At 65.8% G+C, this 26416-nt stretch carries 26 protein-coding genes and 1 tRNA gene; 12 read left to right on the top strand and 15 right to left on the bottom strand.

All coding sequences use genetic code 11. From position 1 onward, the window contains the following. Positions 1–5: 5 nt before the first annotated feature. Both BWQ92_RS21205 and BWQ92_RS23685 read right to left on the bottom strand, forming a co-directional pair. A complete protein-coding gene (locus BWQ92_RS21205) occupies positions 6–770 on the bottom strand; it encodes a M50 family metallopeptidase (protein WP_076802982.1) in 765 nt (254 codons plus the stop codon). A gap of 40 nt (positions 771–810) precedes the next feature. Continuing rightward, positions 811–969 carry a hypothetical protein gene (locus tag BWQ92_RS23685; RefSeq protein ID WP_157365223.1) on the bottom strand — a complete coding sequence of 53 codons (159 nt, stop codon included), beginning with the start codon at positions 967–969 and terminating at the stop codon, positions 811–813. Between the two features lie 158 nt (positions 970–1127). On the opposite strand from BWQ92_RS23685, the gene BWQ92_RS21200 reads away from it, so the two are divergent. Both BWQ92_RS21200 and BWQ92_RS21195 read left to right on the top strand, forming a co-directional pair. After that, positions 1128–1592 carry a GatB/YqeY domain-containing protein gene (locus BWQ92_RS21200; RefSeq protein WP_076802980.1) on the top strand — a complete coding sequence of 155 codons (465 nt, stop codon included), beginning with the start codon at positions 1128–1130 and terminating at the stop codon, positions 1590–1592. 63 nt (positions 1593–1655) lie between these two features. Next, the gene (locus BWQ92_RS21195; protein WP_076802978.1) at positions 1656–1847 is read left to right on the top strand and encodes a hypothetical protein; all 192 of its coding nucleotides are present in this window, start codon (positions 1656–1658) and stop codon (positions 1845–1847) included. A 52-nt stretch (positions 1848–1899) separates the two neighbouring features. Here the strand turns inward: BWQ92_RS21195 and BWQ92_RS21190 are convergent, their stop codons facing one another. The 4 genes from BWQ92_RS21190 to BWQ92_RS21175 all read right to left on the bottom strand — a co-directional run bounded on the left by BWQ92_RS21190 (position 1900) and on the right by BWQ92_RS21175 (position 6882). Then, positions 1900–3060: a glycerate kinase gene (locus BWQ92_RS21190; RefSeq protein ID WP_172804322.1), complete on the bottom strand. Its 1161-nt coding sequence runs from the start codon at positions 3058–3060 to the stop codon at positions 1900–1902. 1 nt (position 3061) lies between these two features. Next, complete coding sequence (gene dctA / locus BWQ92_RS21185) at positions 3062–4558, bottom strand: C4-dicarboxylate transporter DctA (RefSeq protein WP_076802977.1); 1497 nt, start codon at positions 4556–4558, stop codon at positions 3062–3064. Between the two features lie 162 nt (positions 4559–4720). Further along, complete coding sequence (locus BWQ92_RS21180) at positions 4721–5818, bottom strand: tartrate dehydrogenase (RefSeq protein ID WP_076802975.1); 1098 nt, start codon at positions 5816–5818, stop codon at positions 4721–4723. Between the two features lie 161 nt (positions 5819–5979). Next, positions 5980–6882 carry a LysR family transcriptional regulator gene (locus tag BWQ92_RS21175; RefSeq protein WP_076802973.1) on the bottom strand — a complete coding sequence of 301 codons (903 nt, stop codon included), beginning with the start codon at positions 6880–6882 and terminating at the stop codon, positions 5980–5982. A 134-nt stretch (positions 6883–7016) separates the two neighbouring features. Here BWQ92_RS21175 and BWQ92_RS21170 point away from each other — a divergent pair, with 134 nt between their 5' ends. Beyond that, a complete protein-coding gene (locus BWQ92_RS21170) occupies positions 7017–7484 on the top strand; it encodes an SRPBCC family protein (protein ID WP_076802971.1) in 468 nt (155 codons plus the stop codon). Here BWQ92_RS21170 and BWQ92_RS21165 read toward each other — a convergent pair. Next, the gene (locus BWQ92_RS21165; protein WP_076802969.1) at positions 7468–8586 is read right to left on the bottom strand and encodes an aminotransferase class V-fold PLP-dependent enzyme; all 1119 of its coding nucleotides are present in this window, start codon (positions 8584–8586) and stop codon (positions 7468–7470) included. The genes BWQ92_RS21170 and BWQ92_RS21165 overlap by 17 nt on opposite strands. 154 nt (positions 8587–8740) lie before the next feature. Between BWQ92_RS21165 and BWQ92_RS21160 the strand changes: the two genes are divergently transcribed. The 4 genes from BWQ92_RS21160 (at position 8741) to BWQ92_RS21145 (ending at position 16302) form a co-directional block, all read left to right on the top strand. Beyond that, positions 8741–9256, top strand: a complete 516-nt coding sequence (locus BWQ92_RS21160) for an OsmC family protein (RefSeq protein WP_076802967.1) — start codon at positions 8741–8743, stop codon at positions 9254–9256. A 98-nt stretch (positions 9257–9354) separates the two neighbouring features. Continuing rightward, entirely contained in the window at positions 9355–15417 is a 6063-nt protein-coding gene (locus tag BWQ92_RS21155) for an Ig-like domain-containing protein (protein ID WP_157365222.1), read from the top strand. Then, positions 15417–15746 (top strand): hypothetical protein, encoded by a 330-nt coding sequence (locus BWQ92_RS21150; protein WP_076802964.1) that lies wholly within the window; start codon positions 15417–15419, stop codon positions 15744–15746. The genes BWQ92_RS21155 and BWQ92_RS21150 overlap by 1 nt, the downstream gene beginning before the upstream one ends. Before the next feature lie 70 nt (positions 15747–15816). Further along, on the top strand, positions 15817–16302 hold the full coding sequence (locus BWQ92_RS21145; RefSeq protein WP_076803879.1) for a DUF3592 domain-containing protein: 486 nt from the start codon (positions 15817–15819) through the stop codon (positions 16300–16302). 63 nt (positions 16303–16365) lie between these two features. Here the strand turns inward: BWQ92_RS21145 and BWQ92_RS21140 are convergent, their stop codons facing one another. The 5 genes from BWQ92_RS21140 to BWQ92_RS21120 all read right to left on the bottom strand — a co-directional run bounded on the left by BWQ92_RS21140 (position 16366) and on the right by BWQ92_RS21120 (position 18899). Continuing rightward, on the bottom strand, positions 16366–17082 hold the full coding sequence (locus BWQ92_RS21140; RefSeq protein WP_076802962.1) for a hypothetical protein: 717 nt from the start codon (positions 17080–17082) through the stop codon (positions 16366–16368). Between the two features lie 130 nt (positions 17083–17212). After that, positions 17213–17401, bottom strand: a complete 189-nt coding sequence (locus tag BWQ92_RS21135; RefSeq protein WP_076802960.1) for a hypothetical protein — start codon at positions 17399–17401, stop codon at positions 17213–17215. 26 nt (positions 17402–17427) lie between these two features. Further along, the gene (locus tag BWQ92_RS21130) at positions 17428–17901 is read right to left on the bottom strand and encodes a hypothetical protein (RefSeq protein ID WP_157365221.1); all 474 of its coding nucleotides are present in this window, start codon (positions 17899–17901) and stop codon (positions 17428–17430) included. Between the two features lie 234 nt (positions 17902–18135). Then, positions 18136–18618: a nitrilase-related carbon-nitrogen hydrolase gene (locus tag BWQ92_RS24765; protein WP_076802956.1), complete on the bottom strand. Its 483-nt coding sequence runs from the start codon at positions 18616–18618 to the stop codon at positions 18136–18138. 198 nt (positions 18619–18816) lie between these two features. Beyond that, a tRNA-Leu gene (locus tag BWQ92_RS21120) sits at positions 18817–18899 on the bottom strand. A 194-nt stretch (positions 18900–19093) separates the two neighbouring features. Here BWQ92_RS21120 and BWQ92_RS21115 point away from each other — a divergent pair. Together BWQ92_RS21115 and BWQ92_RS21110 are read left to right on the top strand one after the other, a co-directional pair. Continuing rightward, a complete protein-coding gene (locus tag BWQ92_RS21115; protein ID WP_076802954.1) occupies positions 19094–20398 on the top strand; it encodes a M20/M25/M40 family metallo-hydrolase in 1305 nt (434 codons plus the stop codon). 8 nt (positions 20399–20406) lie between these two features. Continuing rightward, entirely contained in the window at positions 20407–21585 is a 1179-nt protein-coding gene (locus BWQ92_RS21110) for an acyl-CoA dehydrogenase family protein (protein WP_076802953.1), read from the top strand. Positions 21586–21645: 60 nt separating this feature from the next. On the opposite strand, the gene BWQ92_RS21105 is transcribed toward BWQ92_RS21110, so the two are convergent. Beyond that, positions 21646–21879, bottom strand: coding sequence for a DUF5703 family protein (locus BWQ92_RS21105; RefSeq protein ID WP_003802269.1), 234 nt, complete (start codon positions 21877–21879; stop codon positions 21646–21648). Positions 21880–21918: 39 nt separating this feature from the next. On the opposite strand from BWQ92_RS21105, the gene BWQ92_RS21100 reads away from it, so the two are divergent. Beyond that, positions 21919–22182, top strand: a complete 264-nt coding sequence (locus tag BWQ92_RS21100) for a hypothetical protein (RefSeq protein WP_076802951.1) — start codon at positions 21919–21921, stop codon at positions 22180–22182. Between the two features lie 5 nt (positions 22183–22187). On the opposite strand, the gene BWQ92_RS21095 is transcribed toward BWQ92_RS21100, so the two are convergent. After that, positions 22188–23126, bottom strand: a complete 939-nt coding sequence (locus BWQ92_RS21095) for an aldo/keto reductase (protein ID WP_076802949.1) — start codon at positions 23124–23126, stop codon at positions 22188–22190. A gap of 51 nt (positions 23127–23177) precedes the next feature. Here BWQ92_RS21095 and BWQ92_RS21090 point away from each other — a divergent pair, with 51 nt between their 5' ends. Together BWQ92_RS21090 and mshC are read left to right on the top strand one after the other, a co-directional pair. After that, positions 23178–24011: an undecaprenyl-diphosphate phosphatase gene (locus tag BWQ92_RS21090; RefSeq protein ID WP_076802947.1), complete on the top strand. Its 834-nt coding sequence runs from the start codon at positions 23178–23180 to the stop codon at positions 24009–24011. Between the two features lie 15 nt (positions 24012–24026). Next, the gene (gene mshC / locus BWQ92_RS21085; RefSeq protein ID WP_076802945.1) at positions 24027–25310 is read left to right on the top strand and encodes a cysteine--1-D-myo-inosityl 2-amino-2-deoxy-alpha-D-glucopyranoside ligase; all 1284 of its coding nucleotides are present in this window, start codon (positions 24027–24029) and stop codon (positions 25308–25310) included. 82 nt (positions 25311–25392) lie between these two features. Here the strand turns inward: mshC and BWQ92_RS21080 are convergent, their stop codons facing one another. Continuing rightward, positions 25393–26298, bottom strand: a complete 906-nt coding sequence (locus BWQ92_RS21080) for a PAC2 family protein (RefSeq protein ID WP_003802259.1) — start codon at positions 26296–26298, stop codon at positions 25393–25395. Positions 26299–26416: the final 118 nt, after the last annotated feature.

Raw genomic sequence — 26416 nt, 5'->3', positions numbered from 1 at the left:
CCACACTATGTTGCCGCGCCGAAGACCTGCGACATGGGCTGCCAGGCAACTATCCAGCAGGCCGCGACCACCAGGGAGAACAGCGCGATCCAGACGCCGGACGGCACGGCTGTGGCGCGGTAGAGGATGTAGGCGTCCGAGGAGCGGAGCTGGTCGCGGCGGCGGAGGTGGACGTTGGTGAGTTTGAACAGGTCCCGGACGGCAGCAACCAGGAGCGCAAGGCCCAGGATGATGGCCACATGGCCGGTGAACGCGGCGGGCACATTGATGATCATCGCCGCGACTCCCAACACTGCCGCCAGGAGGATCAGCACGCCGGCCACGTTGCGGATGAAGATCAGCGATGCCAGCAGGACCAGCAGCCCGGCGGACATGGCGGCCGGCCCCCAGCCGCTGAAGCCGGCCCATACCAGTGCGGCGCCGGTCACACCGGGAACAGGATAGCCCCAGAAGCCGGACCACACCGCGGCGGCGCGGCCCCGGGTGTAGGACGTGGTGGTGCCGCCGTGATTCAGCTGCAGCCGGATGCCGCCCAGCCGCTGGCCGCTCGTCAGGGCAGCGAAGGCGTGTCCCAGTTCATGGGTCACCGTGGCCAGCAGGCCGAAATAGCGCCACGTAGCGCGGGGAACGGACAGTACGGCCGCGATGAGCACCACGGCCAGGAGCTCGGTGACGGAAACCGAGGGAACAGCGGTCTGGGTGAATCCGGCAGCCACCCGGTCCCACCATTGTTCGGGCAGCGACGGGCCGGGGACTTGCAGATAAGCCATAGGAATCAAGGCTACAGGGGCACATCCCTTTGCATGCGGATCACAGCCCTGGCAGTGGCGGCGGATCCTCCGTCAGGGCTGACGCGTCGTCCGGAACCACCAGATCCAGCATGCTTTCCACGGGGGCTTCGCCCATCGCGACAAGGAGCTCATTGATTGACATCTGCCCGGCAAGTTCACCCGGATGTTCCTCTTCCATACATAGAACATATGTGCGAACTCCGCGTGCAGTGGAGAAGGACACGCGGCAACACAGTGATCCCGGACGGTACGCGGCACTAGTCAGTGCCGGAACCTAGGCAGTACCGCTCTGGCTGGTCCACGATGGAAGTGCACCCCTTGCGAGAGAAGGACACCATGACAACGCTGAAGGAACGCCTGCATGGCGACGTCGTTGCACACCTGAAAGAGCACAACAAGGTGGCCCTGGGCACCGTGCGCAGCGTCCTGGGCGAGATCGAGACCCGGGAAAAGTCCGGGAAGTCACCTGTCGAACTGGACGACGCGCAGGTGACGGCACTGCTGCAGAAGGAGGCGGCAAAGCGGCGCGACACCGCCCGCATCTATACGGAAGCGGGCGAAACGGAACGGGCAGCTACGGAGATCGCCGAGGCGGAGGTCATTGAGGCATACCTGCCGAAGGCTCTCACCGCCGCCGAGGTGGAAAGCATCGTCGACGACGTCATCGCGGGCCTGCGGGCGGAGGGCACGGAATTGTCGGTGCGGCACATGGGCGCCGTGATGAAGCCGGTGACCGCGCGGGTGGCAGGCCGCTTCGACGGCAAGGCAGTGAGTGACATCGTCCGTCAGCGGCTCGCCTGACTGATCGACAGCCACCGGCAATGGGAGGACGATTGAGGTACACCCACTGTTAGGAGGTCGGTGATGTGCTATTCATCGTGTGAGGGATGGCGGAATTACAGGAAAGAAGCGGCCCGGAAAGCCAAGGGACGCCCGGAATCAAAGCCGGCCGGGACCCCTGATCCCCAGGTGCAGGCAGAGGAATCCAGGATGTGGGCCTACCTCGCCCGGCTGCAGGAAGCCGCTGAGAAAGACCGCATCCGGGAGAACGCGTAAGCACATGAAGAAAGGCCCCGCCGGTGCGGAGCCTTTCTTCATGTCCTTGTCGCTACTGGAAGCCGGTTGCTATGTCCCGGCCGATTTCCCGGAGCAGTGCGGCGGACAACCCGGGGTCCCTGGACGAGTCCCGGTCCGTGTAATCTGCCAGGGCATAGATCCGGGCCAGGTCCATCTCGGACCAGCGTTCCCTGGGGAGCAGGGACCTCCCGGCCACCGCGATAATCGGCCGGCCAGCGGACCTCCTGGCGACGGCCGCCGGAAGTTTGCCGGCCAGGGTCTGTTCATCGATGCTGCCTTCGCCGGTGATGACGACGTCGCAGCTGTCCTTGCGGTGATCGAAGTCCAGCAGGTCCAGGAAGTAGTCGGCGCCGGAGACCTGTTTCGCTCCGAGCAGCAGGCAGGCGTAGCCGATGCCGCCCGCGCTGCCCGCTCCCTCGTGTCGCGCAAAGCCCCTGGCATTGGCCACTCCGGAGTCCTCCATCATGGCGATCAGGTTCTTCAGGCCGCTGTCCAGGTCCGCGGCTTCCCAGGGACCTGCGCCCTTTTGGGGACCGAACACCGCGGCGGCACCATCCGGTCCGGTCAGGGGGTTGCGGACATCGCTGGCGGCCACGAGCTCGACGCCGGCGAGTTCCGGAAGGGGCGAATGCCGGACCGAGCGGATCTTTGCGAGGTCCCGCCCGCTGCCGGAGAGCTCTCCGCCCGCCGCGTCCAGGAAGCGGTAACCCAGTGCGCCGAGCATGCCCATTCCGCCGTCCGTGCTGGAACTGCCGCCGAGGGCCAGGACTACCTTGGCCGGGGTCAGGCTGAGCGCGAACAGAACCGCTTCGCCGAATCCACAGCTCGATGCATCCAGCGGTTCCAGCCGGCCTTGCGGGAGAAGTGCCAGCCCGCAGGTGTTCGCTACCTCCACAACTGCCGTCACGCCGTCGAACGCTATGCCCGCCTGGACCGGCCGGCCTGAGGGGCCGGTGACGGTGACGGTGTGGCGGGTGAAGCCGGAGGCGACGGCGGCGTCGACGCTGCCGTCACCTCCGTCCGCGAGGGGAAGGAGCTCGCAGTGCACCGCTCCGGCACCCCCGGACAAGTCGGGTGCTGAACGAAGCCCGGCGGCCAGGGCGTTGGCAACTTCAGCGGCGGTGAGGCTGCCTTTGAACTTGTCGGGCGCGATCAGGGTCCGCACGGTTTTCGGGGCGGTGGTGTTGTTCATGTCAGACGGATTCCGAGTAGGCGGGGCGGCGGTCAGAAGGCGTGGAGGGTATGGCGTCGGCGGCGTGCCGGGGTGCCGGGTCCTGCCCTGGGTCCTCTTCCGCGGCGGGGTGCTTGGGGCCGTGGTGGCCGTATTCGGTGAGGTCGTCGTCGATGTCGGTGACTTCGTCCAGGTGGACCGGGTCCTCGGTGGGCATCGGTTCGACGGTTTCGCCGTTGAAGACCCGGCGGACGCGGTCGGCGTCGAGGGTGCGGTCCCACCAGGCGATGAACAGCGTGGCCACGGCGTTGCCGGTGAAGTTGACGATGGCGCGGCATTCGGACATGAACTTGTCGATGCCGAAGATCAGCATGATGCCGGCGGCCGGGATGGTGCCCAGTGTGGTGAGCGTGGCGGTGAGGGCGATGAAGCCGCCGCCGGCGACGCCTGCTGCGCCCTTGGAGGTCAGGAGCATGACGGCGAGCAGGCCCAGCTGCTGGCCGATGCTCAGGTCGGTGTTGGTGGCCTGGGCGATGTAGAGGGCGGCGAGGGAGAGGTAGATGGCGGCGCCGTCGAGGTTGAAGCTGTACCCCGTGGGGACGACCAGGCCCACGGTTTCCTTCTTGACGCCGGCGTGCTCGAGCTTGCGCATCAGGCCCGGCAGCGCCGGTTCCGCGGTGGAGGTGCCCAGGATGAGCATGTATTCCTCTTTGAGGTGGCGGATCATCTTGAAGATGTTCAGCTTCAGGAAGGCCATGATCGAACCGAGGACCACGACGACGAACAGGATCGAGGTGATGTAGAACAGGGCGATCAGTCCGCCCATGCTGGTCAGCGAGGAGACACCGAACTTGCCCACGGCGTAGGCCATGGCGCCGAAGGCACCCACCGGGGCGGCTTTCATGATGAAGCTCAGGATCTTGAACATCACCCCGGTGAGGCGCTGCACGCCCTCGAGCACGGGGGCGCCGACCTTGCCCATGGCGTTCAGGGCGATGCCGAAGACCACGGCGATGAAGATGATCTGCAGGATGTTGCCCTCAACGAAAGGTGCCACCATGCTTTCCGGGATGATGTGGGTCAGGAATTCCCACCATTCCTGGTGCTGGCCGGCGTCAATCAGCTTGGCAGCGGATTCGGAGGTCTCGATCTTGCTGGCATCGGCGTTGACCCCGTCGCCGAGGCGGAACAGGTTGATGGCCACCAGGCCGAAGACCATGGCGCAGATGGTGCCGATCTGGAAGTAGGTGAGGGCCTTCAGGCCCGTCATCCCCACCTTTTTCAGGTCGGCGACGCTGGCGATCCCGCCGACGATGGTGAGGAAGACGATGGGGCCGATTAGCATCTTCATCGCATCGACGAAGGTGGTGCCGATGGGCTCCATGGCGATGCCCACACTCGGGGTCAGCCAGCCAACGAGGATGCCGACAACGATGGCCGTCAGGACCCAGAAGTACAGTTGCCGGTACCAGCGCGTCTTGGGTGCCGGCGCCGCGTGGCCGGTGGTGATGTGTTCCATGATTCCTACCTCATTGTGGAATTTCTTTGGATCAAGTCTGATGGGTGGATGTTCGACGGCGGCGGTCAGGCCGCCCGCGGAGGTCCCTTCCCAACGCTCGCAAGCTCGCGTCGGGGCCTTGGGGACGCCGCTTAGGAAGGGGCCTCCGCGGAAAAGTTGGAACTAGACGGCGGCAGGCGCGAGGGTGAGTGCCTCGATAATCGCCCCGGTGACGTCTTCGGTGTTGGAGTCGCCTCCGACGTCGCGGGTCAGGTGGCCGGAGCCGGTGGCTGCTTCGATCGCGGCCTCGACGCGGCGGGCTTCCTCGTGCAGGCCGAAGTGGTCCAGCATGAGGGCTGCGCTGGCGATGGCACCGATCGGGTTGCTGATGCCCTTGCCGGCGATGTCCGGGGCGGAGCCGTGCACCGGTTCGAACATGGACGGGAAGCGGCGCTCCGGGTTCAGGTTGGCGCTGGCGGCCAGGCCGAGGCTGCCGGCCAGGGCGGAGCCGAGGTCGGAGAGGATGTCGGCGTTCAGGTTGGAGGCCACCACCACGGAGAGCTCCTCGGGCTTGAGGATGAACTTGGCGCTCATGGCGTCCACCAGGACACTTTCGGTCTGGACGTCCGGGTAGTCCAGGGCGACGCGGTTGAAGACTTCGTCCCAGAGGACCATGCCGTACTGCTGGGCGTTGGACTTCGTGACCGAGGAGACCTTCTTGACGGTGCGGGTGCGGGCGAGGTCGAAGGCGAACCGCATGATGCGCTCGCAGCCCTTTTCGGTGAACAGCGCCGTCTGCAGGGCCACCTCGTTGCCCGGGCCGCGGCCGCTGAGGTTGCGGCCGCCCAGGCCCGCGTACTCGCCTTCGCTGTTTTCGCGGACCACGATCCAGTCGAGCTCGGTGTTGTCTGCCTTGCGGAGCGGAGACTGTACGCCGGGCAGGAACTTGACCGGGCGGATGTTGGCCCACTGGTCGAAGTTCTGCGTGATGTTCAGGCGCAAGCCCCACAGGCTCACGTGGTCCGGCACGTTCTCCCAGCCGACGGCGCCGAAGTAGATGGCGTCAAAGTCCTTGAGGGCGTCCAGTCCCTTGGGGTCCATCATCTGGCCGGTCTTCTCGTAGTATCCGCAGCCCCAGGGGAACTCGGTCCAGTCGAAGGCGAACTTGCCGTTGGAGTTCTCGGCGAGCGCGTCCAGGACGCGGCGGCCTGCTGCGACGACTTCCTTGCCCACGCCGTCTGCGGGGATGGATGCGATGCTGAATTTCTGGGTGGCGGTCATGTGACTGTCTCCTCGTTGAGTGTTCTGGCAGTGCGTTCCTGTTATCGCGATCACACTGTTTTCTTCCTCTTCAAGTAGAGGCCACAGCCGGTTCATGCGTCCAAGACCAAGATTCAATCCGGTAAATAGGCTCAGCCTATGAGAGGCGTGGGCGAACGCGGTCAGGCAATGCCCGCCTCCTGCGAGGCATGCCGTTCCGCAACCTTCAGGAACGCGCTCGCAGCCGGTGTCAGGCCCTCCTTCCTGCTCAGGATGGCCACATCCAGGTGGGAGACCGGTTCGATCTGCGCCGTGCGGAGTCCGGCCTTGTGGGCGGTCGGAGCCCAGGAGGAAGGCATGACCGCATGCCCGACCCCAGCCAGCACCAGGGGCAGGATGGAAGTCCGGTGCGCGACTTCGACGACGATTTCGACTTCGACGCCGTGGGCCAGGGCATCATCCACGAGCCAGCGCATCAGGGATCCGCGCTGGCTGGCGATCAGCCGGTGGCCGCCCAGATCCTCACGCTGGAGGGTGGCACCCGCAGGGAACGTGTCCGCCCGCGGGTTGATGATGAGGATCAGCGGCTGGCGTTCAAGATCCAGGACGTTGACCCCCGGAACCCGGATGGGGCTGGATGATCCAGCCAGGCCGATCTCGGTGCTGCCCGTGCGCACGGATTCAATGACCTCCTCAGGCGTGAAGGCCGCGCTGACGTTGAGGCGGACCTCCGGATGCAAACCGGTGTAGGCGGCAATCATCGAGGTGAGAGGTTCGATGCCGGGGGAGGGCATGGTGGTGATGTCCAGCCGGCCGCTCCGGACGCCGCGCAGTGCCTGCACTGCGGACTGGGCGGCGTCCAGGTCCCGCATGACCAGGCGGGCCGGGCCCACGAGTTCCTTCCCCGCTTCGCTGAGGACGGCCCGCCGGCCGATGCGGTGGAACAGGGGCACGCCCAGGTCCTTCTCCAGGCTGGCAATGGTCTGGGACAGGGACGGCTGTGCAATAAGGAGGTGTTCCGCGGCGCGGTTGAATCCGTCGTGGTCCACCACGGCCAGAAAATACTTCAGCTTCCGCGTGTCCACGCTGGCTCCTTTACCGGTACGGTTCCTCGTCGCCCCGGGCACGGTCCTGCAAGGCTTCAGGGGGTCTGGTCTCCGGGGCACTGATAGCGTACGCCTATCAGTGCCTTCGGTTGATCCGCTGGCATACTCGGACCATGGCCGTCACCTTCGAATGCACCTCACGGACAACCCTGGGCGTGACGGAGCTGTTTGACCTGTCCCGGAGCATCGACGCGCACAGGGACTCGATGGCCCGTTCCCGGGAGAAAGCCGTTGCAGGCGTCACCTCCGGGCTCATCTCTTTGGGCGAGGAGGTGACCTGGCGCGCCTGGCACTTCGGGCTGCCGATAAGCATGACCAGCCGGATTACCGAGATGCAGGCACCGCACTACTTCGTTGATGAGCAGGTCCGGGGGCCGTTCCTTCGCTTCAGGCACGTCCACGAGTTCAGCGAGGAACCGGCCGGAACCGTGATGGTGGACCGCATTGATTTTGCCGCGCCGTTCGGAATCCTGGGACGAGTGGCGGAGAAACTCTTCCTGGCGCGCTATCTCCAAGGGCTTATCGAAACCCGCAACCGGCACCTGACGGGAATCCGCACTCCGCTCACCGGCCCGCGATGAGTTCCGCGGCCCGGAGCAGTTCTTCCTCGCGGTTGTAAAAATGTGGTGCCAGCCGGATCCGGCCAGCACGGACGGACACCACCACGTTCGCCCGCCGCAACCGGGCCATGACGGCATCCGCATCGCTGACCGGAACCGAGATGATGGTGGAGCGGTGCTTCTCAGGGAAGAACCGGTAGCTGACGCCCTCGGCCTCAAGTGCGCTCTGCAGATGGCGGGCAAGTTGTGCGTTGCGCTCGAGGATCGCGCCGATGCCCAATCCGTGGATGACAGCGAGCGCGGCCCGGTCAGCGAGGGCCGGAAACCACGCCAGGGACGCATCCAGCTTTGACGCGGTAGAGGACAGTTCCATGGCCGGGCCCAGGAAGCTCTCGAACGGCTCGCGGGCAGCCTTCCACCCTGCCAGGACCGGTTGGAGGCGATCGATGAGCCCGGGCCGGACGTAGAGGTAGCCCATGCCCCGCGACCCGAGCAGGAATTTATGGCTGGCGGTGGCCAGGAAGTCCACGCTGTCGCGCACTACGTCAAGGGGGACCGCGCCGGCCGCCTGGCAGGCGTCAACAAAGAACCAGGCGCCTGAGCCGGCTGCAATACGGCTGATCGAGGCCAGGTCGGCACGGAACCCGGTGACGGGGTGAACCGCGCTTACCGCGATCAGGCGCGTTCCGCCGTCGGCTGCCCTGGCGAGGGCCTCAGCCGGCACGATATCCTCTTCCGCAGCGACAGTGCGCACGTCGTAACCCCGTTCCCTGAGCAGGAGCCAGGGGTAGTAGTTGGACGCGAATTCGTTTTCTGCCACCACGATGTTCTCGCCCCTTTTGGCGGGCGGCAGGTTGGCGGCCACGATCCCTGCGGCGGTGCTGACGGCGGGGACGATGGCAATGTCCGCCGCATTGGCCCCGATGATCTCTGCGAACATGCGGCGGGCCTCCTCGCCCGCCTGCTCTGCTTCCATCCAGTCGAAGCGCCCCGTCGACCAGCGTTCGGCTGCCCGCTCATACGCTTCCCTGGCAGGGGTGCAGCCGACGCAGGTGGTGGCGGTGTTGAGGTAGATGGTGTCTTTGAGCCCGGGGAAAAGCCCGCTGATGTCAGAGAGGTTCATTTGCTCCCGCCGCCTTTCACACGATGGCCGCCCCCTGCGGATTATTATCCGTTCACCGCCGCGGCCAGTCACCGCGGTTGCCTTCTTTCCAGTGCCGGTGACGAGCGGTAGTGTTGGCGCCCTGCAAGGAGCACACCGGAAAGCGGGAGCCACCATGGCGCAGTCAGAGATCGCCCGAGCCATCACGACGTCGCGGGAATACCTTACCGAGCAGCCGGACAAGGCTCGCTCCCGCGATTCGAGGGCCACCGCGGTGTTGGGAGACGGACTGTCCGTACGGGTGGAAGGGCCACACGGCTGGTCCCTGGTCACCGATATGGGCGCCGGGGTCGGCGGCAAGGGTGCTGGTCCTACTCCCGGCTGGTTGCTGCGCTCGGCAGCCGCTTCCTGCCTCGCCTCGCTCATCGCCATGCGGGCTGCAGAGCAGGGAATAGCACTTTCACGCCTCGTGGTCGAAGTCGACAGCGAGTCCGATGAGCGCGGCCTCCTTGCCCTCACGGACGGCGTTCCCGCGGGCCCCCTGCGCCTGCGGACGGCCGTCCACCTTGCCGCGGACGATACCGACGCGGCGGTTCTTGAGGACATGGTTCGCTGGGCGGACGAACACTCACCCGTCGACGACGCGATCCGCCGCTCAGTGCCGGTTGAGCTGATTATCCAGGCCGGCTGAATTCCGGAAGCAAAGCCCGCGGTCACTCCAACGTTGGTCTGGACTGCCCGCCAGCCCGCGTATATTAGCTTCGGGCTAATCGCGAAACTGGGGGACGGATGCCGCTTCGTTTATGGACGCATGCAAAACAACGGGCGCTGGCGTCGGCAACCACGTTTTCGGCAGTAGGACTGCTGGTTGCGGCAGCGGCTATCCACCCAGGGTTTAAGGAAACGCACGTCGACCTCAACGACGGCGGCGTGTGGGTAACCAATTCCGAGCTGAACCTGGTAGGCCACCTGAACTTCCAGTCGAAAACTCTGGACGGTGGCCTCATGGCCGCCAGTTCTGACTTCGACATCCTCCAGCACAGCAGCAGTGTGCTCGTCGCGGACCGCGGCAATGCATCCCTGGGCAGGGTCAGGGTCTCCACCGTCACCCTTGAACCTCCCCAGCAGTTGCCGGGAGCCGCCGTCCCGGCTTTCGGGGAAAAGGCCGTCGCCGTGGCTGATCCGGCGTCGGGCAGTCTCTGGGTGACCGAGAGCAGCATGCTCGGCTCCATCGACTTCGCTTCACAGGAACCCGCCGTCAGCGACGCCCAGGGGATCGTCGCAACGGTAGGAGTTGACGACGTCGTGCACGCAGCGGATCCGGCACGCGGGGAGGTGACCACCCTGCGTGTGGATGCGACCGGGGGAGTGGACTCCCGCGACAGCGTCCAGTACGCACAGATCCGCAACAAAGAAAACCTCCAGGTGGCCGCCGTCGGGGACAAGCCGGTCGTGTTCGACGCCGAAGGCGGATCCCTTCATCTTCCCGGAGGCCGGGTGACGCAGGTGCCGGACGCGGCAGGGGCGCAGCTGCAGCAAAGCGGCCCCGCCTCAGACTTTGTCGCCGCCGCCACCGAGAAGGGCCTCATCAGGCAGCCACTGGACGGCTCCGCCGCGACGGTTGTAGACGCTGGAACGACCGGAACCCCCGCCACTCCGGTCCACGTCAACGGCTGCGTTTATGCCGCATGGTCAGGGCAAGGCAAGTACCTGCGCGAATGCACAAACCCCGCAGACAACAGCCGCGCCGACATTCCCGGCGTAAGCGCCCGGTCCCAGCTGGTCTTCCGCGTGAACCGCGACATCGTGGTCCTCAATGACGTCACGTCCGGCAACGTCTGGCTGGTCACCGAGAACATGAGGCTCGTAGCCAACTGGGATGAGATCATTCCTCCGCCGGACAAGACCGAGGACCAGGACGACCCAGCTGCCGATGACAACCCGGTGGACACCCTCCCGGACCGCACGAAGGAGAACCGTCCGCCCTCGGCGGTAGATGACCAGTTCGGCGTGCGCCCCGGCAGGACCACCGTCCTGCCCATCCTGGATAACGACTCGGACCCGGACGGTGACGTCCTCACCGTCCAGCTCCAGGGCGACAACCCCGCCGCCGGAACCGTGCAGTCGGTCTACAACGGCACCGGCCTGCAGGTGAAAGTGCCGGCAGATGCGACCGGAACGTCGCGGTTCCAGTACCAGGCCAGTGACGGCCGCGGCGGCACGGCCGGAGCCACGGTCAGCCTGACGGTGAAGGATGCTGCCAGCAACGAGCCGCCGAAACAAAGGCGCGTGCCCACGATCATCCTGGAACAGGGCAAGAGCATCTCCCAGAACGTCCTCACGGACTGGAGAGATCCCGACGGCGACGACCTGCTGCTGCTGGGCGCCCGCTCTACCCGGGAAGGCGACCAGGTGCGGACCCGGGCGGACGGCCTGTTGACGTTCCAGGATGTGGGATCCGCCCTTGGGAAAAAAGACGTAGCGATCATCGTCTCTGACGGACGGGACCAGGTCGAGGGCACCGTGGTGGTGGAAGTACGGGCCAAGGGCGACCTTCCGCCGAAAGCCAACGCGGACCACGTTGCGGGAACCGCCGGCCAGGACATCCTGGTTTCTCCCCTGAAGAACGACAGCGACCCCACCGGGGAAGGGCTGCGGCTCACACGCGTGGCAGGCCCCCCGGGGCAGGAGATCACCCCCGACTACCGGACCGGGACGTTCACCTTCCGTGCAGCCAATCCCGGCACGTATTACGCCACGTATCTGGTGACCAACGGGCCGCACAGCTCCGAGGGGCTGGTGCGGATGGACGTCAAAGCCGCCGCCGCCGGAAGCGGGGGACCGGTGGCCGTCGCTGATGTCGCGCTGCTTCCCGCCGGCGGCGAAGTGCTCGTGGACGCGCTCGCCAACGACTCGGATCCGGCCGGAGGCGTCCTCGTCATCCAGTCCGTTGGTCTTCCCCGGAACTCAGCGGTGGCCGTCGCTGTGGTGAATCATCAGATCCTGCGCATCACGGATGTCCGCGGGCTGACGGCGCCCACCAGCCTGACCTACACCGTGTCCAACGGCGTGGCCAGCTCAACGGGCGAGGTGACCATCCTGCCCATTCCGGCGCCCGCCAAACTGGTCCCGCCCGTCGCAGCCCCGGATGAAATCACCGTCCGCGCCAACGATGTGGCCACCATCGCCGTCCTCGCCAACGACTCCCACCCCAACGGCGCCAAGCTGAAGCTCAAGCCGGTCCTGGTGCAGGGAATCGACTCCGCCCAGGGCTTCCTGGCCGTCTCCGGGGACGTGCTGCGGTTCAAGGCGGGGAACGCCGGCGGAACCGTGCACGCAATCTACGCTGTGTCCGGCCCTGACGGCCAGGAAGACTCCGCGCAGGTGACCATCCACATCCGGGCAGCGGGCGCGAACTCGAGGCCGCTTCCGCAGCACGTCACCGGCAGGGTCGTCGCCGGCAACACGACGAGAATCGTCATTCCCCTGGACGGCATCGATCCCGACGGCGACTCCGTCACCCTGGTGGGGCTGGAGCAGGCACCCCGCAAGGGAACTGCGGTGGTGGGAGCCCACTATGTGGAGTACACGGCTCCGGCGAACGCGTCCGGACAGGACACGTTCTCTTACGTGGTGGAGGACCGTTTCGGAGCGCGGTCCACAGCGCGGGTGAGCGTGGGTGTTGCACCCGCCCCTGGGTCCAACCAGAGCCCTGTGGCTGTTGAGGACAGCATCACGGTCCTCCCCGGCCGCCACGTGTCAGTGGACGTGCTGGCCAATGATTCCGATCCCGACGGCGACAATGTCACCCTCGCCGCCAACCGGCTGGAAGCTGCACCGGAGTTGAAGGCCTCTGTCATCGACGGGCGGGTGCAGCTCACCGCGCCAACGCCTTCCGGACCAACCGCCACGGCGATTGTCCGCTACGAAATCAGCGACCGCCGCGGTGGCACCGCCGTCGGAACCCTGAAAGTCCACGTACGCAGCGATGCCGCCACCCTGGCCCCCATCGCCCGGGACGACCGCGTGACCTTTGCCGAAACTCTGGGTAAGACGGTGGTCGAAGTTCCCGTGCTGAAAAACGACGAAGACCCGGACGGAGTGGCCGCCGAGCTGAAGATCACCTTCCCGCAGGCAGCACCCACCGCCAGCGTCTCTGCTCCCGGAAAGGTCACCGTGCGGCTGGAAAGCCAGCCCCAGATCGTCGCGTACACCGTAACGGACATGGACAAGCTCAGCTCAACGGCCTTCATCCTGGTACCAGGCCTGGACGGGCAGGCACCCGCGCTGAAAAGCACGGCGCCGCTGGAAGTTGTCAGCGGCCAGCAACTCACTATGAACCTGCAGGACCTCGTGGTGGTCCGTCCCGGCAAGAGCCCCCGGATCACCCAGGATTCCAAGGTCCAGGCGGTAGCTTCCAACGGAGCGCCGCTGGTGAAGGATGCGGCCACCATTGTGTTCACGTCTGCCGACGACTACTCCGGTCCGGCGGCAGTTTCCCTGGAAGTGACGGACGGCGCAAGCGCGGACGACCCCGACGGGCGTAAGGCGGTACTGACGATCGGCATCACCGTCCTGCCCGACCCTGCCCGGAACCATCCTCCAACGTTCCCGTCGGGCAGCCTCGACGCTGCGGTGGGCGAGGAAGCCACGCTGGACCTGCGCCAGGTGGCTTCGGACGTGGACGAAGCAGACCAGGACAGGCTCACCTTTGCCCTGCAGGGAAAAATCCCCGCCGGGATCAGGGCCGCCCTGGACGGCAGCGTCTTCAAAGCCACCGTCGACGGCGCGGCCAAGGGAAGCAGGATTACCGTGCCCGTCACCGTCACGGACGGGCGCAGCGCACCGGTTAAGGGGGCCGTGGACGTCCGCGTGGTCGCGTCGAACCGTCCGCTGGCGGCAGCGAACGACGACGTCATCGCCAGCGCCCGCGCCGGCCAGTCCCAGCGGGTGCAGGTGCTGGACAATGACGTCAACCCGTTCCCGGAAACACCGCTGAAAGTCCTCAGCGCCGCCGTCGAAACCGGGACGGGCACCGCGGCAGTGGAAGGTGACACGGTCACGGTGTCCCCCGCCGGGGATTTCGTGGGCACCATGGTGGTCCGCTACCGGGTCCAGGACAAGACCCAGGACGCCGAGCGCGAAATCGACGGCCGGATCCGGCTCACGGTCAAGGACAAACCGGATGCGCCGTCCACGCCGACCGTCGGAGAGGTACGCGACCGCACCGTGGTCCTCAACTGGTCCCCTCCCGCCAACAACGGAGCAGCGATCACCGGTTACAAGGTCAGCGGCAGCGGAGGATTCTCGCAGCAGTGCCCCGCCACCACCTGCACTCTGACGGGCCTGACCAACAACGTGGAATACACCTTCACCGTGGTTGCCACCAACGAGGTGGGCGATTCGGCACCATCACCTGCTTCCGCACCTGCACGCCCGGATGCAAAACCGGACACCCCGGCGGCACCCACGCTGGTTTTCGGAGACAAGTCGCTCACAGTTAACTGGGTAGCGCCGAGGAGCCCGGGCTCGCCGGTGGAGAGCTACAACCTGGAGATCTCACCGGCACCCCCGGGAGGTAACGCACGGGCAAGCCGGGTTACGGGAACTTCCTACCGGTGGACGGGACTGCAGAACGGCACCCCCTACCAGGTGCGGATCCAGGCCTCCAACAAGGCGCCTGACCCCTCAGAATGGAGCGCATATTCGGCCAGCATGATCCCTGCCGGCATCCCGGGGGCTCCCGGCAAACCCGCCACCACGCGTTCCACCTCCGGCGGGGCGGATTCGATCATGCTGGTGTCGTGGGCTGCGGCAGCGAACAACGGTGCTTCGATTGACACGTACACCGTCAACGCCATGCAGGGAGGATCCACGGTGGCGAGCACCACGGTCTCCGGCAGCCAGCTGAGCGTGCCCGTGACCGTCGGCAACTCCGCGACGGACTACACCTTCACCGTGGTGGCCAAAAACAAGGCCGGCACTTCAGCGGCAAGTCCGCCGTCGGACCCCCGCCGTGCCTTCGGCACCCCTGGAGCTGTCCCCGGCGTCCGCGCTGATCCGCTCGACAACGCGGTGCAGCTTTCCTTTGGTGAGGCCGCTGGCAACGGGGCGACCCCCAGCTACCAGTACCAGGTCAATGGAGGCGGCTTCACGGCGGTGCCGGCCGACAAGGTTATCCGGACCGGCGTGCCCAACAACGGCAACTACACCATCGGGGTGCGGGCCGTGAACAGCATGGATGGTGCCACCTATGAAGGGCCGGTCACCAATTCCAACCCCGTGGCACCCTACGGCAAACCGCATGCCACGAGCGTCAACCCGGTGACAGTCACCACGACAGTGAGGTTCGACGTCGGCGCTGTCGTCAACAACGGACGTCCCGTGGTGGCACTCGAGTACCAGTCATCGGACGGGAAGTCGGGCACGCTGGGAGCCGGCGGAGGATCCGTCACCACCGGCAACGGGTACGACCAGACCATCTCCATCACCGTGACGGTGGTGGATGACCTGGGCCAGCGGACAGCCGTTTCGGCAAGCGGCAGGACAGCCCCGGCGAAGTATCTCGTGGTGGACAACGGCACAGCGAGTCCCGGTACCTGCGAATGGCCGACGAACAGCACCTCCGCCCCGGACACGGCGGCTAACTGTGCCGCGGGCGGCGGAACGTTCGTGGCGCAGGGCACGAGGGTGCAGGTCCAGTGCGTGACCACCGGCGCCTCATACACCATCTACGACGGAGCGACCGGCCGCCCCACCGGGACCACCAGCAACGTCTGGTACAAGGTGATCAACGACCTGTGGATCCGCCCCACGGACGGGCCAGTGGATTCGGGCGTACCGGCCTGCTGATGACAACACCAGTTCCCTTCCCCGCCTCGGTCCGTGGCGGCATCATGATGGTTTCAGCGCTGGCCGCGATCCTGGGCGGGATATTGGCCCCGGCCTTGCCAGGAATCAGTGCCCGGGGCGCCGCTAGTCTCGCGGGCGTGATCTGCATTTACCTGTTCACAGTGGCGCTCCTGGTGGCCTGCATCCTGGTCCCATCGGTGGTGATGGGCCGGGCGCGGCAGTCCTTCCGGCAACGCATCCGTGCGACCCCTGATCTCCGCAGGGCTGTAGAAGACGACCTCGCCTCTTGGCGCGCATCCTACGGTAACGCAAGCTATGGCCCGCTCTGAACGGAGTGACAGCCGGGGGAGGCCGGCCCGCTGGCCGGTCTCTCACCCGTGGTCAGGAAGAATGGACGTCGTGACTTCCCCGGATACCGCCGTACCCCGAAAATTTCAGACCTTCTGGACCAGCCTTGGAGGCTTCGCGTTCGTCGCGCTGTTGCTCCTGACCGGACCCGTGATGATCGGGATCGGATCCTCGATGACCGACTCGGATGAGGATCTCGCGCGCACGGGGACCCAGGTCACCGGCACCATCGTTGACTTCGACGACGTCCGGAAGGCGTCGAACCGGGACATCACGGTGGAATATATGTCGGCTGACGGCGTCATCCGCCGCACCTTTGCAAATGTGGATCACGAGCAGCACCCCAGGGTCGGGGACGACGTCACCGTGATCTACAGCGATTCGAATCCTGGAAAGGCAGTCGTGGTGGGCTACGAAAGCGACGGCGTCTCCGTCGGCGGTATCGGTGCTCTGTTCACGCTGGTATTCACCATCCCACTGGGCGTGATCCTCATCATCAAACAGTTCCGGAGGCGCCGGAAACAGCGCACCGCCTGAGTGGCAACGAGAAGCCCCGGCACGATGAAAACGTGCCGGGGCTTCTTCATGTTCTGGGACCGGCTATCCGTGGAGTGCCGCCACAGCCTTTGATGCTGCCTGGATGCTTTCCCAGCCGCACCGGCCTGCCGCAACAGTCCGGGCGTCCAGAGCGACGCCCTTGTTCTGCAGGATGGCCACCAGGGTCGCGTTGACAATGTCCTCTCGCAGTTCGTTCAGCCAGGGCCCGCGGATGACCGGCATCACCGGGACGCGGGCGCGGATCGTCAGGAAATGCCCGCCGGCCAGGGCCGCCACGAGGCAGATGATCCCGACGATCAGGAGCTTCGCGTAGTTCTCCTGGTCGGTGGCCACGATGTACGCCGGTGGGGCGATCAGTACCAGCAGGAGCCCGAGGCGCAGGGCCAGGATTTCTCGGGCGCTGCCGGATGCCTTGCGCCGGGCTACCAGGCCGGCCAGCTGCTGATCCCGGACTGCCTGGGCCTTCAGCCGCCACTGCCGCTGGGAGCCCAGGTGAAGCTTGACGAGCTCGCGGGCGGCCGCCAGCTCCTCCGGGTTGTCCTGCCGCAGGGCGGCCAGGGCCGGGGCCTGGGTGTCGGCCCAGGCACTGCCCAGGCGGCGGTCGATGGCGGCGGCCATGTCGTCCAGACCCAGGCGAGCGGCGCCTTCTGCGGCTTCTTCGACGCGGACGGTAGCCGGCGATGCAATGCCGGCAGGTGATGCCTCGGTCCGGTGCCCGTAGCGTGGCGAGCCGTCGGCTAGGTGGTATTGATTGCTCATGATTTCCCCATAGATGTAGTCCGGAAGTGCTGGTTGTTCATCTGATGCACTTCCGGCGGGACGGCCACCGTGGCCTGCCCGTCACCATTGTGCGGTACAGCGCCCAGCGTGAAGCTGACCGCCGGTTTCGTTACGCTCCGGCCGGCTCTGTGTGCTTGGTGCGCAGGTCCTGCGCCATCCGGGCGACGTAGCGGGTATAGTTCCAGCCGCGGGACAGGGCGGCCGTGGAGGCGATGTCTGCTGTTCGGGGGGCCTCGGCGAAGCTGTCCGGCCACTGATCCCCGCGGGAGTAAGGTTCGAGGGCCTGAGCCTGGTGCAAGACCTTGCCCAGGCCCTCTGCGGCAATCAGGGCGCTGTGCAGGTCAACGTGCCGTGGTCATACCTGAGATCTTCGGTTCCGGAGACGAAGTCCGTCTCGAAGATGCACGTGGTTCCATCAGAGAAAGTTGTGGTGCTTGTCCCATCAAGTTTGATGACGTTCGCCTCGAAGAAGAGTCCGTCTATATATGAGGCAAAGACACTGACGAACTTGTGGGCCCCCGTCGACGTGGTGGTCTCACCGCGGTGGGTTGTCGTGTCGGAGAACTCGCTCTCGCCCTGGATGATGACCACGCCAGACGGCGTCCGAACTTCGATGCTCCGCTGGCTGCCTTCGAAGCAGGACACCAGGCCCATCTCGTCATCTATGAAGCAGTTGTCGTACGTGAATGTTTGCCTGCCTTCGGTGCTGGCCGCGTTGGCCGGTAATGCACCGGCCGCCACCAGGAGCGCCGCTGCTCCCAATCCTGCCGTTGCCACGCGCGTTGATTTACCAAACATGGTGATTCCCCCCGAATCCTGTTTTAGGGCACCTCATCCCGGCACCTCTGGCCGAAGCCTATGGGGTGCCGAGTTCCGCCGTCAACGGCGGCCGCTGCCGCTTCAGGGGTGCAGGGTCGGGGCATGCGGGTAGAGGACATCTTCACGGCCGTAATGACCCACCACGTCGAAGTATCACTTCGCCGTGAGCGTGCGGCCCAAGTCAATATCCGCGGCGACGATCCCTTCCTGGTCCTAAAGCGGGCCTGCTATGGCACGGCCGTCAAGTGGCTCGAAGATTGCAACTCCACCTCGCCCGAACACCTGAGCGTCACCTGGCAACTGAACGGGGAAGTCATCGGGAAACGCCGAGCGGGGGATGTATGGCGGCACCGAGACCACAAAGGCGCCGGACTCGATAGCGATGAGGCCCATCGTGGAAATCCAGCCCTCAGAGTCATCGGCAGTAGGGGCTGCCCAAATCTGCACGCCTTGGCGATACAGAGCGTACCGGGCGAGAGGCATGCGGTTCTCCCAGCAATGAGGCCGCCAACCTTGCCCACGGAGGTCTCGGTGACCTTCAGGTCCTGTCCGTGACCAATTCCATTGGAAGAGGCGTTCATGCATCGTGGGCATCAACTTGCGATGCTTCCAGAGCATGCCGTCAGGACCCAGCAGGACCATGGTGTTGTAGAGACTTCCGGGCTTGTTCGATTCCCGTTCGTTCACCCCGAGCATGCAGGACGCAATACGTAACGGAAGCGTTCTTTCTTTTCCTCCGCCAGCCCGCTCCAGATCCATAACAGTCCGGAGATGCCCGCGCAGGGCCACATTCCGACAGACGGCTGGCTGGTCCCCGACGCTGCGCCGCAGAAGCGTGGCTGCAGAAACGACAAAACCCCGGGAATCCAGTGGATTCCCGGGGTTCTCCCTTTGTGCGCGGAGGGGGACTTGAACCCCCACCCCCTTTCGAGGACTAGCACCTCAAGCTAGCGCGTCTGCCATTCCGCCACCCGCGCAGGTGGTATTTCGAAGGTCTCTCTCCGCCTTTCAGCAGTTCGTCGCTCTCCGAAGCAGCGAGAAAAACTCTAACACGAACTTTCGGCAAACATGGAATCGAGTCGACTGGGTAGGCTGAACCTGGACGTTCAGGCAGCCAAAAGCCACCTAAACCCGCATGATTCCGCGTTTTCCCTGCATCAAGGAGTGATCAATGTCTCACGTTCGGCCAGAGGATGAAGTCGTCACCATCTGCCAGGAGCTCATCCGCATCGATTCATCCAACTACGGTGACGGCTCGGGTCCCGGAGAACGTGCGGCGGCCGAATACACAGCAGGCCTGATCAGTGAGGTGGGGCTGGACGCCGAGATATTCGAGTCTGGGCCAGGCCGGGCCAGCGTCGTCACCCGGATGGCAGGGGAGGACCCCTCGGCAAGCGCCCTGGTGGTCCATGGCCACCTCGACGTGGTTCCCGCCCTGCGCGAGCAGTGGTCCGTGGACCCCTTCGGCGCTGAACTCAAGGACGGGTTGATCTGGGGCCGCGGCGCCGTGGACATGAAGGACATGGACGCCATGATCCTGTCCGTCCTGCGCGACTTTGCCCGCACCGGACGCAAGCCCAAGCGGGACATCATCTTTGCCTTCTTCGCAGACGAAGAGGCCGGCGGAGTCCACGGCTCCCAGTACGCGGTCAAGCACCGGCCCGAACTCTTCGATGGGGCCACAGAGGCCATCTCCGAGGTGGGCGGTTTCTCTGCCACCATCGGCGGCCAGCGCACCTACCTGCTCCAGACCGCAGAGAAAGGCATCTCCTGGCTGCGGCTGGTAGCCCACGGCCGCGCCGGCCACGGGTCCCAGATCAGCACCGACAACGCCATCACCCGGCTCGCGGCCGCAGTGACCCGGATCGGTGAGTACGAGTGGCCCATCGAGCTGACCGACACCACCCGCCAGTTCCTCGACGGCGTGACAGAACTGACCGGCGTCGAATTCGACCCCGACAATCCGGAGCGGCTCCTGAAGGAACTGGGCACGGTGTCCCGCTTCGTCGGGGCCACGCTGCAGAACACCTCCAACCCGACACTCCTCAGGGGCGGCTACAAGCACAACGTCATTCCCGAATCCGCCGAGGCGCTCGTGGACTGCCGCACCCTTCCCGGCCAGCAGGAGCACGTCCTGGAGATCGTCCGGGAGCTGGCCGGCAGCGGCGTGGACGTCAGCTACGTCCACCAGGATGTCTCCCTCGAGGTGCCCTTCTCCGGCAACCTCGTGGACTCCATGATTGATGCCCTGCACGCGGAGGACCCCGGCGCGAAGGTCCTGCCGTACACGCTGTCCGGGGGAACCGACAATAAGGCCCTCAGCAAGCTCGGCATCACCGGCTACGGCTTCGCACCCCTGCAGCTGCCGGACGACCTGGACTTCACCGGCATGTTCCATGGCGTGGATGAGCGGGTCCCGGCGGAGTCTCTGAAGTTCGGCGCACGCGTCCTGAACACGCTGCTCACCAACTACTGAGGCCCACCGTGGATCCCGAACAGCTGCTGCCCGACAGCCTGCTCGAGCGGCTCAGGGGGAGGGCTGCGGAGTACGACGAGCAAAACAGCTTTTTCACCGAGGATCTTGAGGAACTTTCCGCCGCCGGGTACCTGTTGCTTTTCGTGCCGGAGTCCGACGGCGGGGCGGGCCTTGGCCTGGAAGCCGCGGTCCGCTGTCAGCGGCGGTTGGCGACGGCGGCCCCGGCCACCGCGCTGGCCGTCAACATGCATCTGGTCTGGACAGGGGTGGCGCGCGTCCTGGCAGACCGCGGCGACACGTCCCTGGACTACGTGCTGCAGGAGGCGGCCGCGGGGGAGATCTTCGCGTTCGGCAACTCAGAGGCCGGAAACGACTCCGTTCTTTTCGACTCACTGACGGAGGCAACCCCCCTGCCTGACGGCAGCTACTCATTCAAGGGCACCAAGATCTTCACGAGCCTTTCCCCGGCGTGGACCCGCCTGGGCATTTTCGGCAAGGACGCTGCCGCACGCGACGGTGAAGGCGAGCTGGTGCACGGCTTCATCCGGCGGGACACTGCCGGCTACCGGACCCTGGAGGACTGGAACACCCTGGGCATGCGCGCCAGCCAGTCGAACACCACTGTCCTGGAAGGCGCCAATGTTCCGCGGGAACGCATCTTCCGGAAGCTGCCGGTGGGGCCCAACGCGGATCCGCTGATCTTCGCGATCTTCGCGTGTTTTGAGACCCTGCTGGCCGCCGTCTACGCCGGCATCGGGGAACGCGCCCTCGTGCTCGCCGTGGAAGCCGCCAAGCGCCGGACATCGTTCAAGAACGGGGGCCGGAGCCTCGCCCAGGACCCGGATATCCGCTGGAAGGTGGCCGAGGCTGCCCTTGCCATGGATGCCCTGTACCCCCAGCTTTCGCTGGTGGCCAGGGACGTGGACACTTTGGCGGACCACGGCAGCCAGTGGTTTCCCAAGCTCGTGGGCGTCAAGCTGCGGGCGACTGAAACCGCCCGGACGGTGGTGGACCTCGCCATCCGGATCTCCGGCGGCTCCAGCTACTTCAGGGGATCCGAGCTCGAGCGCCTGTACCGAGACGTCCTGGCCGGGATGTTCCACCCCTCGGACGACGAGTCGGCGCACAACACCGTGGCCAACGCCTGGCTGGGGCCGCTCGAAGACCGGGGCTCAACCGGGCATTAGCCGGACAGCGGGGATGCGGGCGCACACCATCACGGTGCGCGCCCGCCGGGCCGGAGCGGCCTAGACTGTGCGCTGCACCTGGGTGACGCGGCGGCGAAGCCAGAAGCGCCTGCCGCCGCCCACATACAGCCTGCTGCGCTCGAGTTCCCACTTGCCGTACTCGGAGTGCTCCACGAGCCGGCGCCGGGCTTCGGGCAGGGAATCGTCAGGGCCAACGGTCAATACGAGGTACTCGTATTGCCGTGCATAATCCCGTTCCCGCAGGACTGAGCTGGTCAGAAAATGTTCCTTCATTGCTCTCCATTTTCGTCCTTTTCCCGCTAACGTGAAGGCATGAGCATCGATCCGCGTGTCGCGCTTCAGTCCTTGACCGCCGCCTTGGAAGAACACCTTGCAGCCGCCTCAGCCCGCCGCGGGGATGGTGACCCCTCAGTGGAGTCGGCATTTTTTGCAGTGGCCGATGCCTTCGAAGTCTATGAGGACGCCCTCTATGAGGCCTACAACGAAGTGACGCCGCTCCAGGTTTTCGATGACGAAGAAGACGAAGACGAGGACGAAGAAGCGGACGACGAGGATCTGGAGATCGTCGAGGAGTAGCTTGGCTAGACCTGCGTGCTGGAGACATCCTCGAGGGCGCGGGCAATCTCAGCCGGCAGCGGCGTGAGCTGGGCGTCCAGGATTTCCTTCAGCTGGACGGGAGTGCGCGCGCCCACGATGGCCGTCGCCACACCATGCCGCGACAGCAGCCAGCTCAGCGCGACATCGAGGGAAGACCGCCCGAGTCCGCGGGCCGCCATGGCAACAGCTTCCACCACCTGCGACGAGGGCTGCTCAAGGTAGGCCTCCACGTACGTGGCCAGCCGCGTGCCGGCTGCCCGGGAATCGGAGGGCACATGGCCGCGGTACTTGCCGGTGAGGACGCCGCGGCCCAGCGGCGCCCACGCCATGAGCCCGAGGCCGGCGTCTTCGATGGCCGGCACCAGCTCGGCCTCCGGCCTGCGGCGCAGCAGCGAATACTCGGACTGGTTGGCCACGAGGGGAAACCCGGCGAGTGCGGCGGCTTTGGCGGTCTGCCAGCCGTTGTAGTTGGCGATTCCCGCATAGCGGGCCCGTCCACTGCGGACTGCGAAGTCAAGGGCGGACAACGTCTCCTCGAGCGGCACGTTGGGGTCCCACGCCTGGGCGAGCCAGAGGTCCACGTAGTCGGTGCCGAGCCGGGCGAGGCTTGCATCGAGGCCGGACAGCATGGCGTTCCGTGATGCGTCCACGCGCTGCCGCCCGTCCGACGGCGTCACCCCGGCTTTAGTGGAGATGACCACTTCCGTGCGGGAGACGACGTCGCCCAGCATCGACCCGAGCATGGCTTCCGCCTGGCCGTCAGCGTACGAGGCCGCGGTGTCCACGAGGGTCCCGCCGGCGTCCACGAAGGTGCGCAGCAGCTCCGAGGCATCCTGCTCGTCCGTTTCGCGGGACCAGGACATGGTGCCAAGGGAGAGGGAGGAGGCGCGTAGGCCGCTGTTGCCAATGTAACGCTGCTGCATAGCAGCTAGCTTACGGGGAAACCACCCCCACCATGACGTAGGGTCGTTAGCGTGAACTGGATTGAAGCGGCCCTGCTGGGTCTTGTGCAGGGACTGACCGAATTCCTACCTATTTCATCAAGCGCCCACCTCCGGATTGTGGGCTCCTTCCTGCCTAATGCGGCGGACCCCGGTGCTGCCTTTACTGCCATCACGCAGCTCGGCACGGAGACCGCCGTCATTGTCTACTTCTGGCGCGACATCGTCCGGATCGTGAAGGCCTGGTTCGGCTCACTGACCGGACGGGTCCCGCGCGAGGACCCGGACGCCCGCATGGGCTGGCTGGTGATCCTGGGCAGCCTGCCCATCATCGTCCTGGGCCTGCTGTTCCAGGACCAGATCGAATCCGTCCTCCGCAGCCTGTGGATCGTGGCCACGATGCTTATCGTCTTCGGCCTGATCCTCGCCGTGGCCGACGCCGTCGGCAAACAGGACCGGGACCTTTCCAGGCTCACCTACAAGCACGGCATTCTCTACGGCTTCGCCCAGGCCATGGCACTGATTCCGGGTGTTTCACGCTCCGGCGGCACCATCACCGCCGGGCTCCTCATGGGCTACACCCGCGAGGCCGCCGCCCGCTACTCCTTTCTGCTGGCCATCCCCGCAGTCTTCGGCAGCGGCCTCTACCAGCTGTTCAAAGTGGCAACCAAGGACGGGGTCAGCGGCCCCTACGGCCTGGGGGAGACGGCCCTGGCAACGGCCATCGCGTTCGTCATCGGATACGTCATCATCGGCTGGTTCCTGAAGTTCATCTCGACGCGCAGCTACCGGCTGTTCGTCTGGTACCGCATCTTCCTGGGCCTTGCCCTGTACCTGCTACTCGGTTTCAATGTCATCAGCGCCTAGCACTAGGCTTGGTCTGTGAAGTCCTGGATCTCCCGCCCCGTGCCTGTCCTGCCCGGGGAAATGCCCGCGCTCCGGCTGTTTGACACCACCGAAGACCGCGCCGTAGCCCTCAACGCCGACGGCAACAAGTCGATGTATGTCTGCGGGATCACCCCGTATGACGCGACCCATATGGGCCATGCCGCCAGCTATGTCGCGTTCGACCTGCTGAACCGTGCCTGGCGCGACGGCGGCCAGAAGGTTGCGTACGTCCAGAACGTCACCGACGTCGATGACCCGCTGCTGGAGCGCGCCGAGGCCACGGGCGTTGACTGGCGGGAGCTGGCAGAAAGCCAAATCGAACTTTTCCGCACCGACATGGAAGCCCTCAACGTCATCGCCCCCGACCACTACGTGGGCGCCGTCGAAGCCATGCCGCTGATCGTGCCCGCGATTGAACGGCTCCTCCACCAGGGGCTGGCGTACCGGGTCAACGGCACCGCAGGCGAGCCGGACGGAGACGTTTATTACGACGTCGAAGCCGCCGGCAAGCACGCCGTCGGCGTCGACGCCTGGACCTTGGGAGCGATCTCCGGGCTGCCGGAAGCCGAGATGCTGGAACTGTTTGCCGAACGGGGCGGCGACCCCGGCCGGGCAGGCAAGCGCCAGGCCCTCGACCCGCTGCTGTGGCGCGTGGCGCGTGACGGTGAGCCCAGCTGGCCCGGCGGCGAGCTGGGGGAGGGCCGCCCCGGCTGGCACATCGAGTGCACGGTCATCGCCCAGAAGTACCTGCCCGCCCCCTTCACCGTGCAGGGCGGGGGCTCGGACCTGGTCTTCCCGCACCACGAGATGGGTGCCGGACACGCCTACTCGCTCTCCGGCGTTCCGCTTGCCGAACACTTCGCCCACGCCGGCATGGTGGGACTGGACGGCGAAAAGATGTCCAAGTCCAAGGGCAACCTGGTTCTGGTCTCCCAGTTGCGCGCTGCCGGCGAAGAGCCGGCCGCCATCCGCCTGGCCATCCTGGCGCACCACTACCGCTCCGACTGGTCATGGACCGCCGAAGGCTTCGAGCAGGCCAAGGCGCGCCTCGAACGGTGGCGTTCCGCCCTCGCCGCGGCACCCGCTGGAACGGCTACGGAACTGGTTTCACAGATGCGGGAGGCCCTGGCCGACGATCTGGACGCACCCGCGGCGCTGGCCGCCGTCGACAGGTGGGCTGAGGACGCGCTTAGCGGCACAGCCGGCAGCACCACCTCCGAAGCAGACCGAACCCTGGTGCGCGACGCAGTCAACGCACTTCTCGGCGTCGAACTTTAACACCCCGCAGACGGTTTCCTGCCCGCACGACATTCCGCAACGTCGCGCGGGCAGGGAACCGTTGAAACGGCGGCGCTAACGGCTAAGGCTTGTCCTTGCCGCGCCGCTTCAGGTAGCGCTCAAACTCGCGGGCAATGGATTCACCGCTGGCCTCTGGCAGGTCCGCCGTGTCTTTCGCTTCCTCCAGCTGCCTGACATAGGCGGCGATTTCGGGATCCTCGGTGGCCAGTTCGTTGACGCCGCGCTCCCATGCCTCGGCCTCCTCGGCCAGTTCGTGCGTGTCCAGTGGAACCTGGAGCAGTTCCTCGATCCGGTGCAGGAGCGCCAGCTGCGCCTTGGGCGACGGGGCCTGGGCCACGTAGTGCGGCACGGCCGCCCATAGCGAAACGGTGGGGATGCCGGCGAGCAGGGATACCTCGGACAGCACGCCCACGATCCCCACGGGACCTTCATACTGCGAGGCTTCAAGGTTCAGCCGCTCCCGCAGCGCACCATCGTCGGTGGACGTGCTGACGGGGATGGGGCGGCTATGCGGCACATCCGCGAGCAGGGCGCCCACCAGGACCACGTAGTCGACGTGCAGCGCCTCGGCGTGGACCAGCAGTTCCGCCGTATAGGCACGCCACTTGTAGGACGGCTCGGTTCCCTGGATGAAAATCACATCCACGTTGGTGCCGGGAGCACTGGCCTTGTAGATCCGCGTGGACGGCCACTTGATCTTGCGTTCGCCGGATGCCGTGCGGCGGACCGTGGGCCGGGTGAACTGGAAGTCGTAATACTCGTCGGCGTCTATGGACGCGACCTTCTTCCCGCCCCACAGTTTATTGAGGTAACGGAGCGCATCACTGGCGGCTTCCCCCGCGTCATTCCAGCCCTCGAACGCAGCCAGCATCACAGTTATACGCTGGCCCTCCGGAACAGGCTGCAGCAGCTGCTCCGTCTCAGGCGCGGTGCCCGGTTCGTTGGTGTCTCCGTCGAAGCTGTTCATCCCTTCACCCTACGTCCACAAGCGTTGCTGTTGCATAGTGCGAACCGCCGCAGTTCCGAACAAAACCCTTCATCGCCGCCATGCGGGGGAGCGGATATTCGCCGACGGCGTACGCCGG

The organism is Arthrobacter sp. QXT-31 (genome assembly GCF_001969265.1).
In the GTDB taxonomy this organism is placed as follows: domain Bacteria; phylum Actinomycetota; class Actinomycetes; order Actinomycetales; family Micrococcaceae; genus Arthrobacter.
Note: the sequence above shows the minus strand (reverse complement) of the source record. Positions and strands in the feature narration are given on the sequence as shown.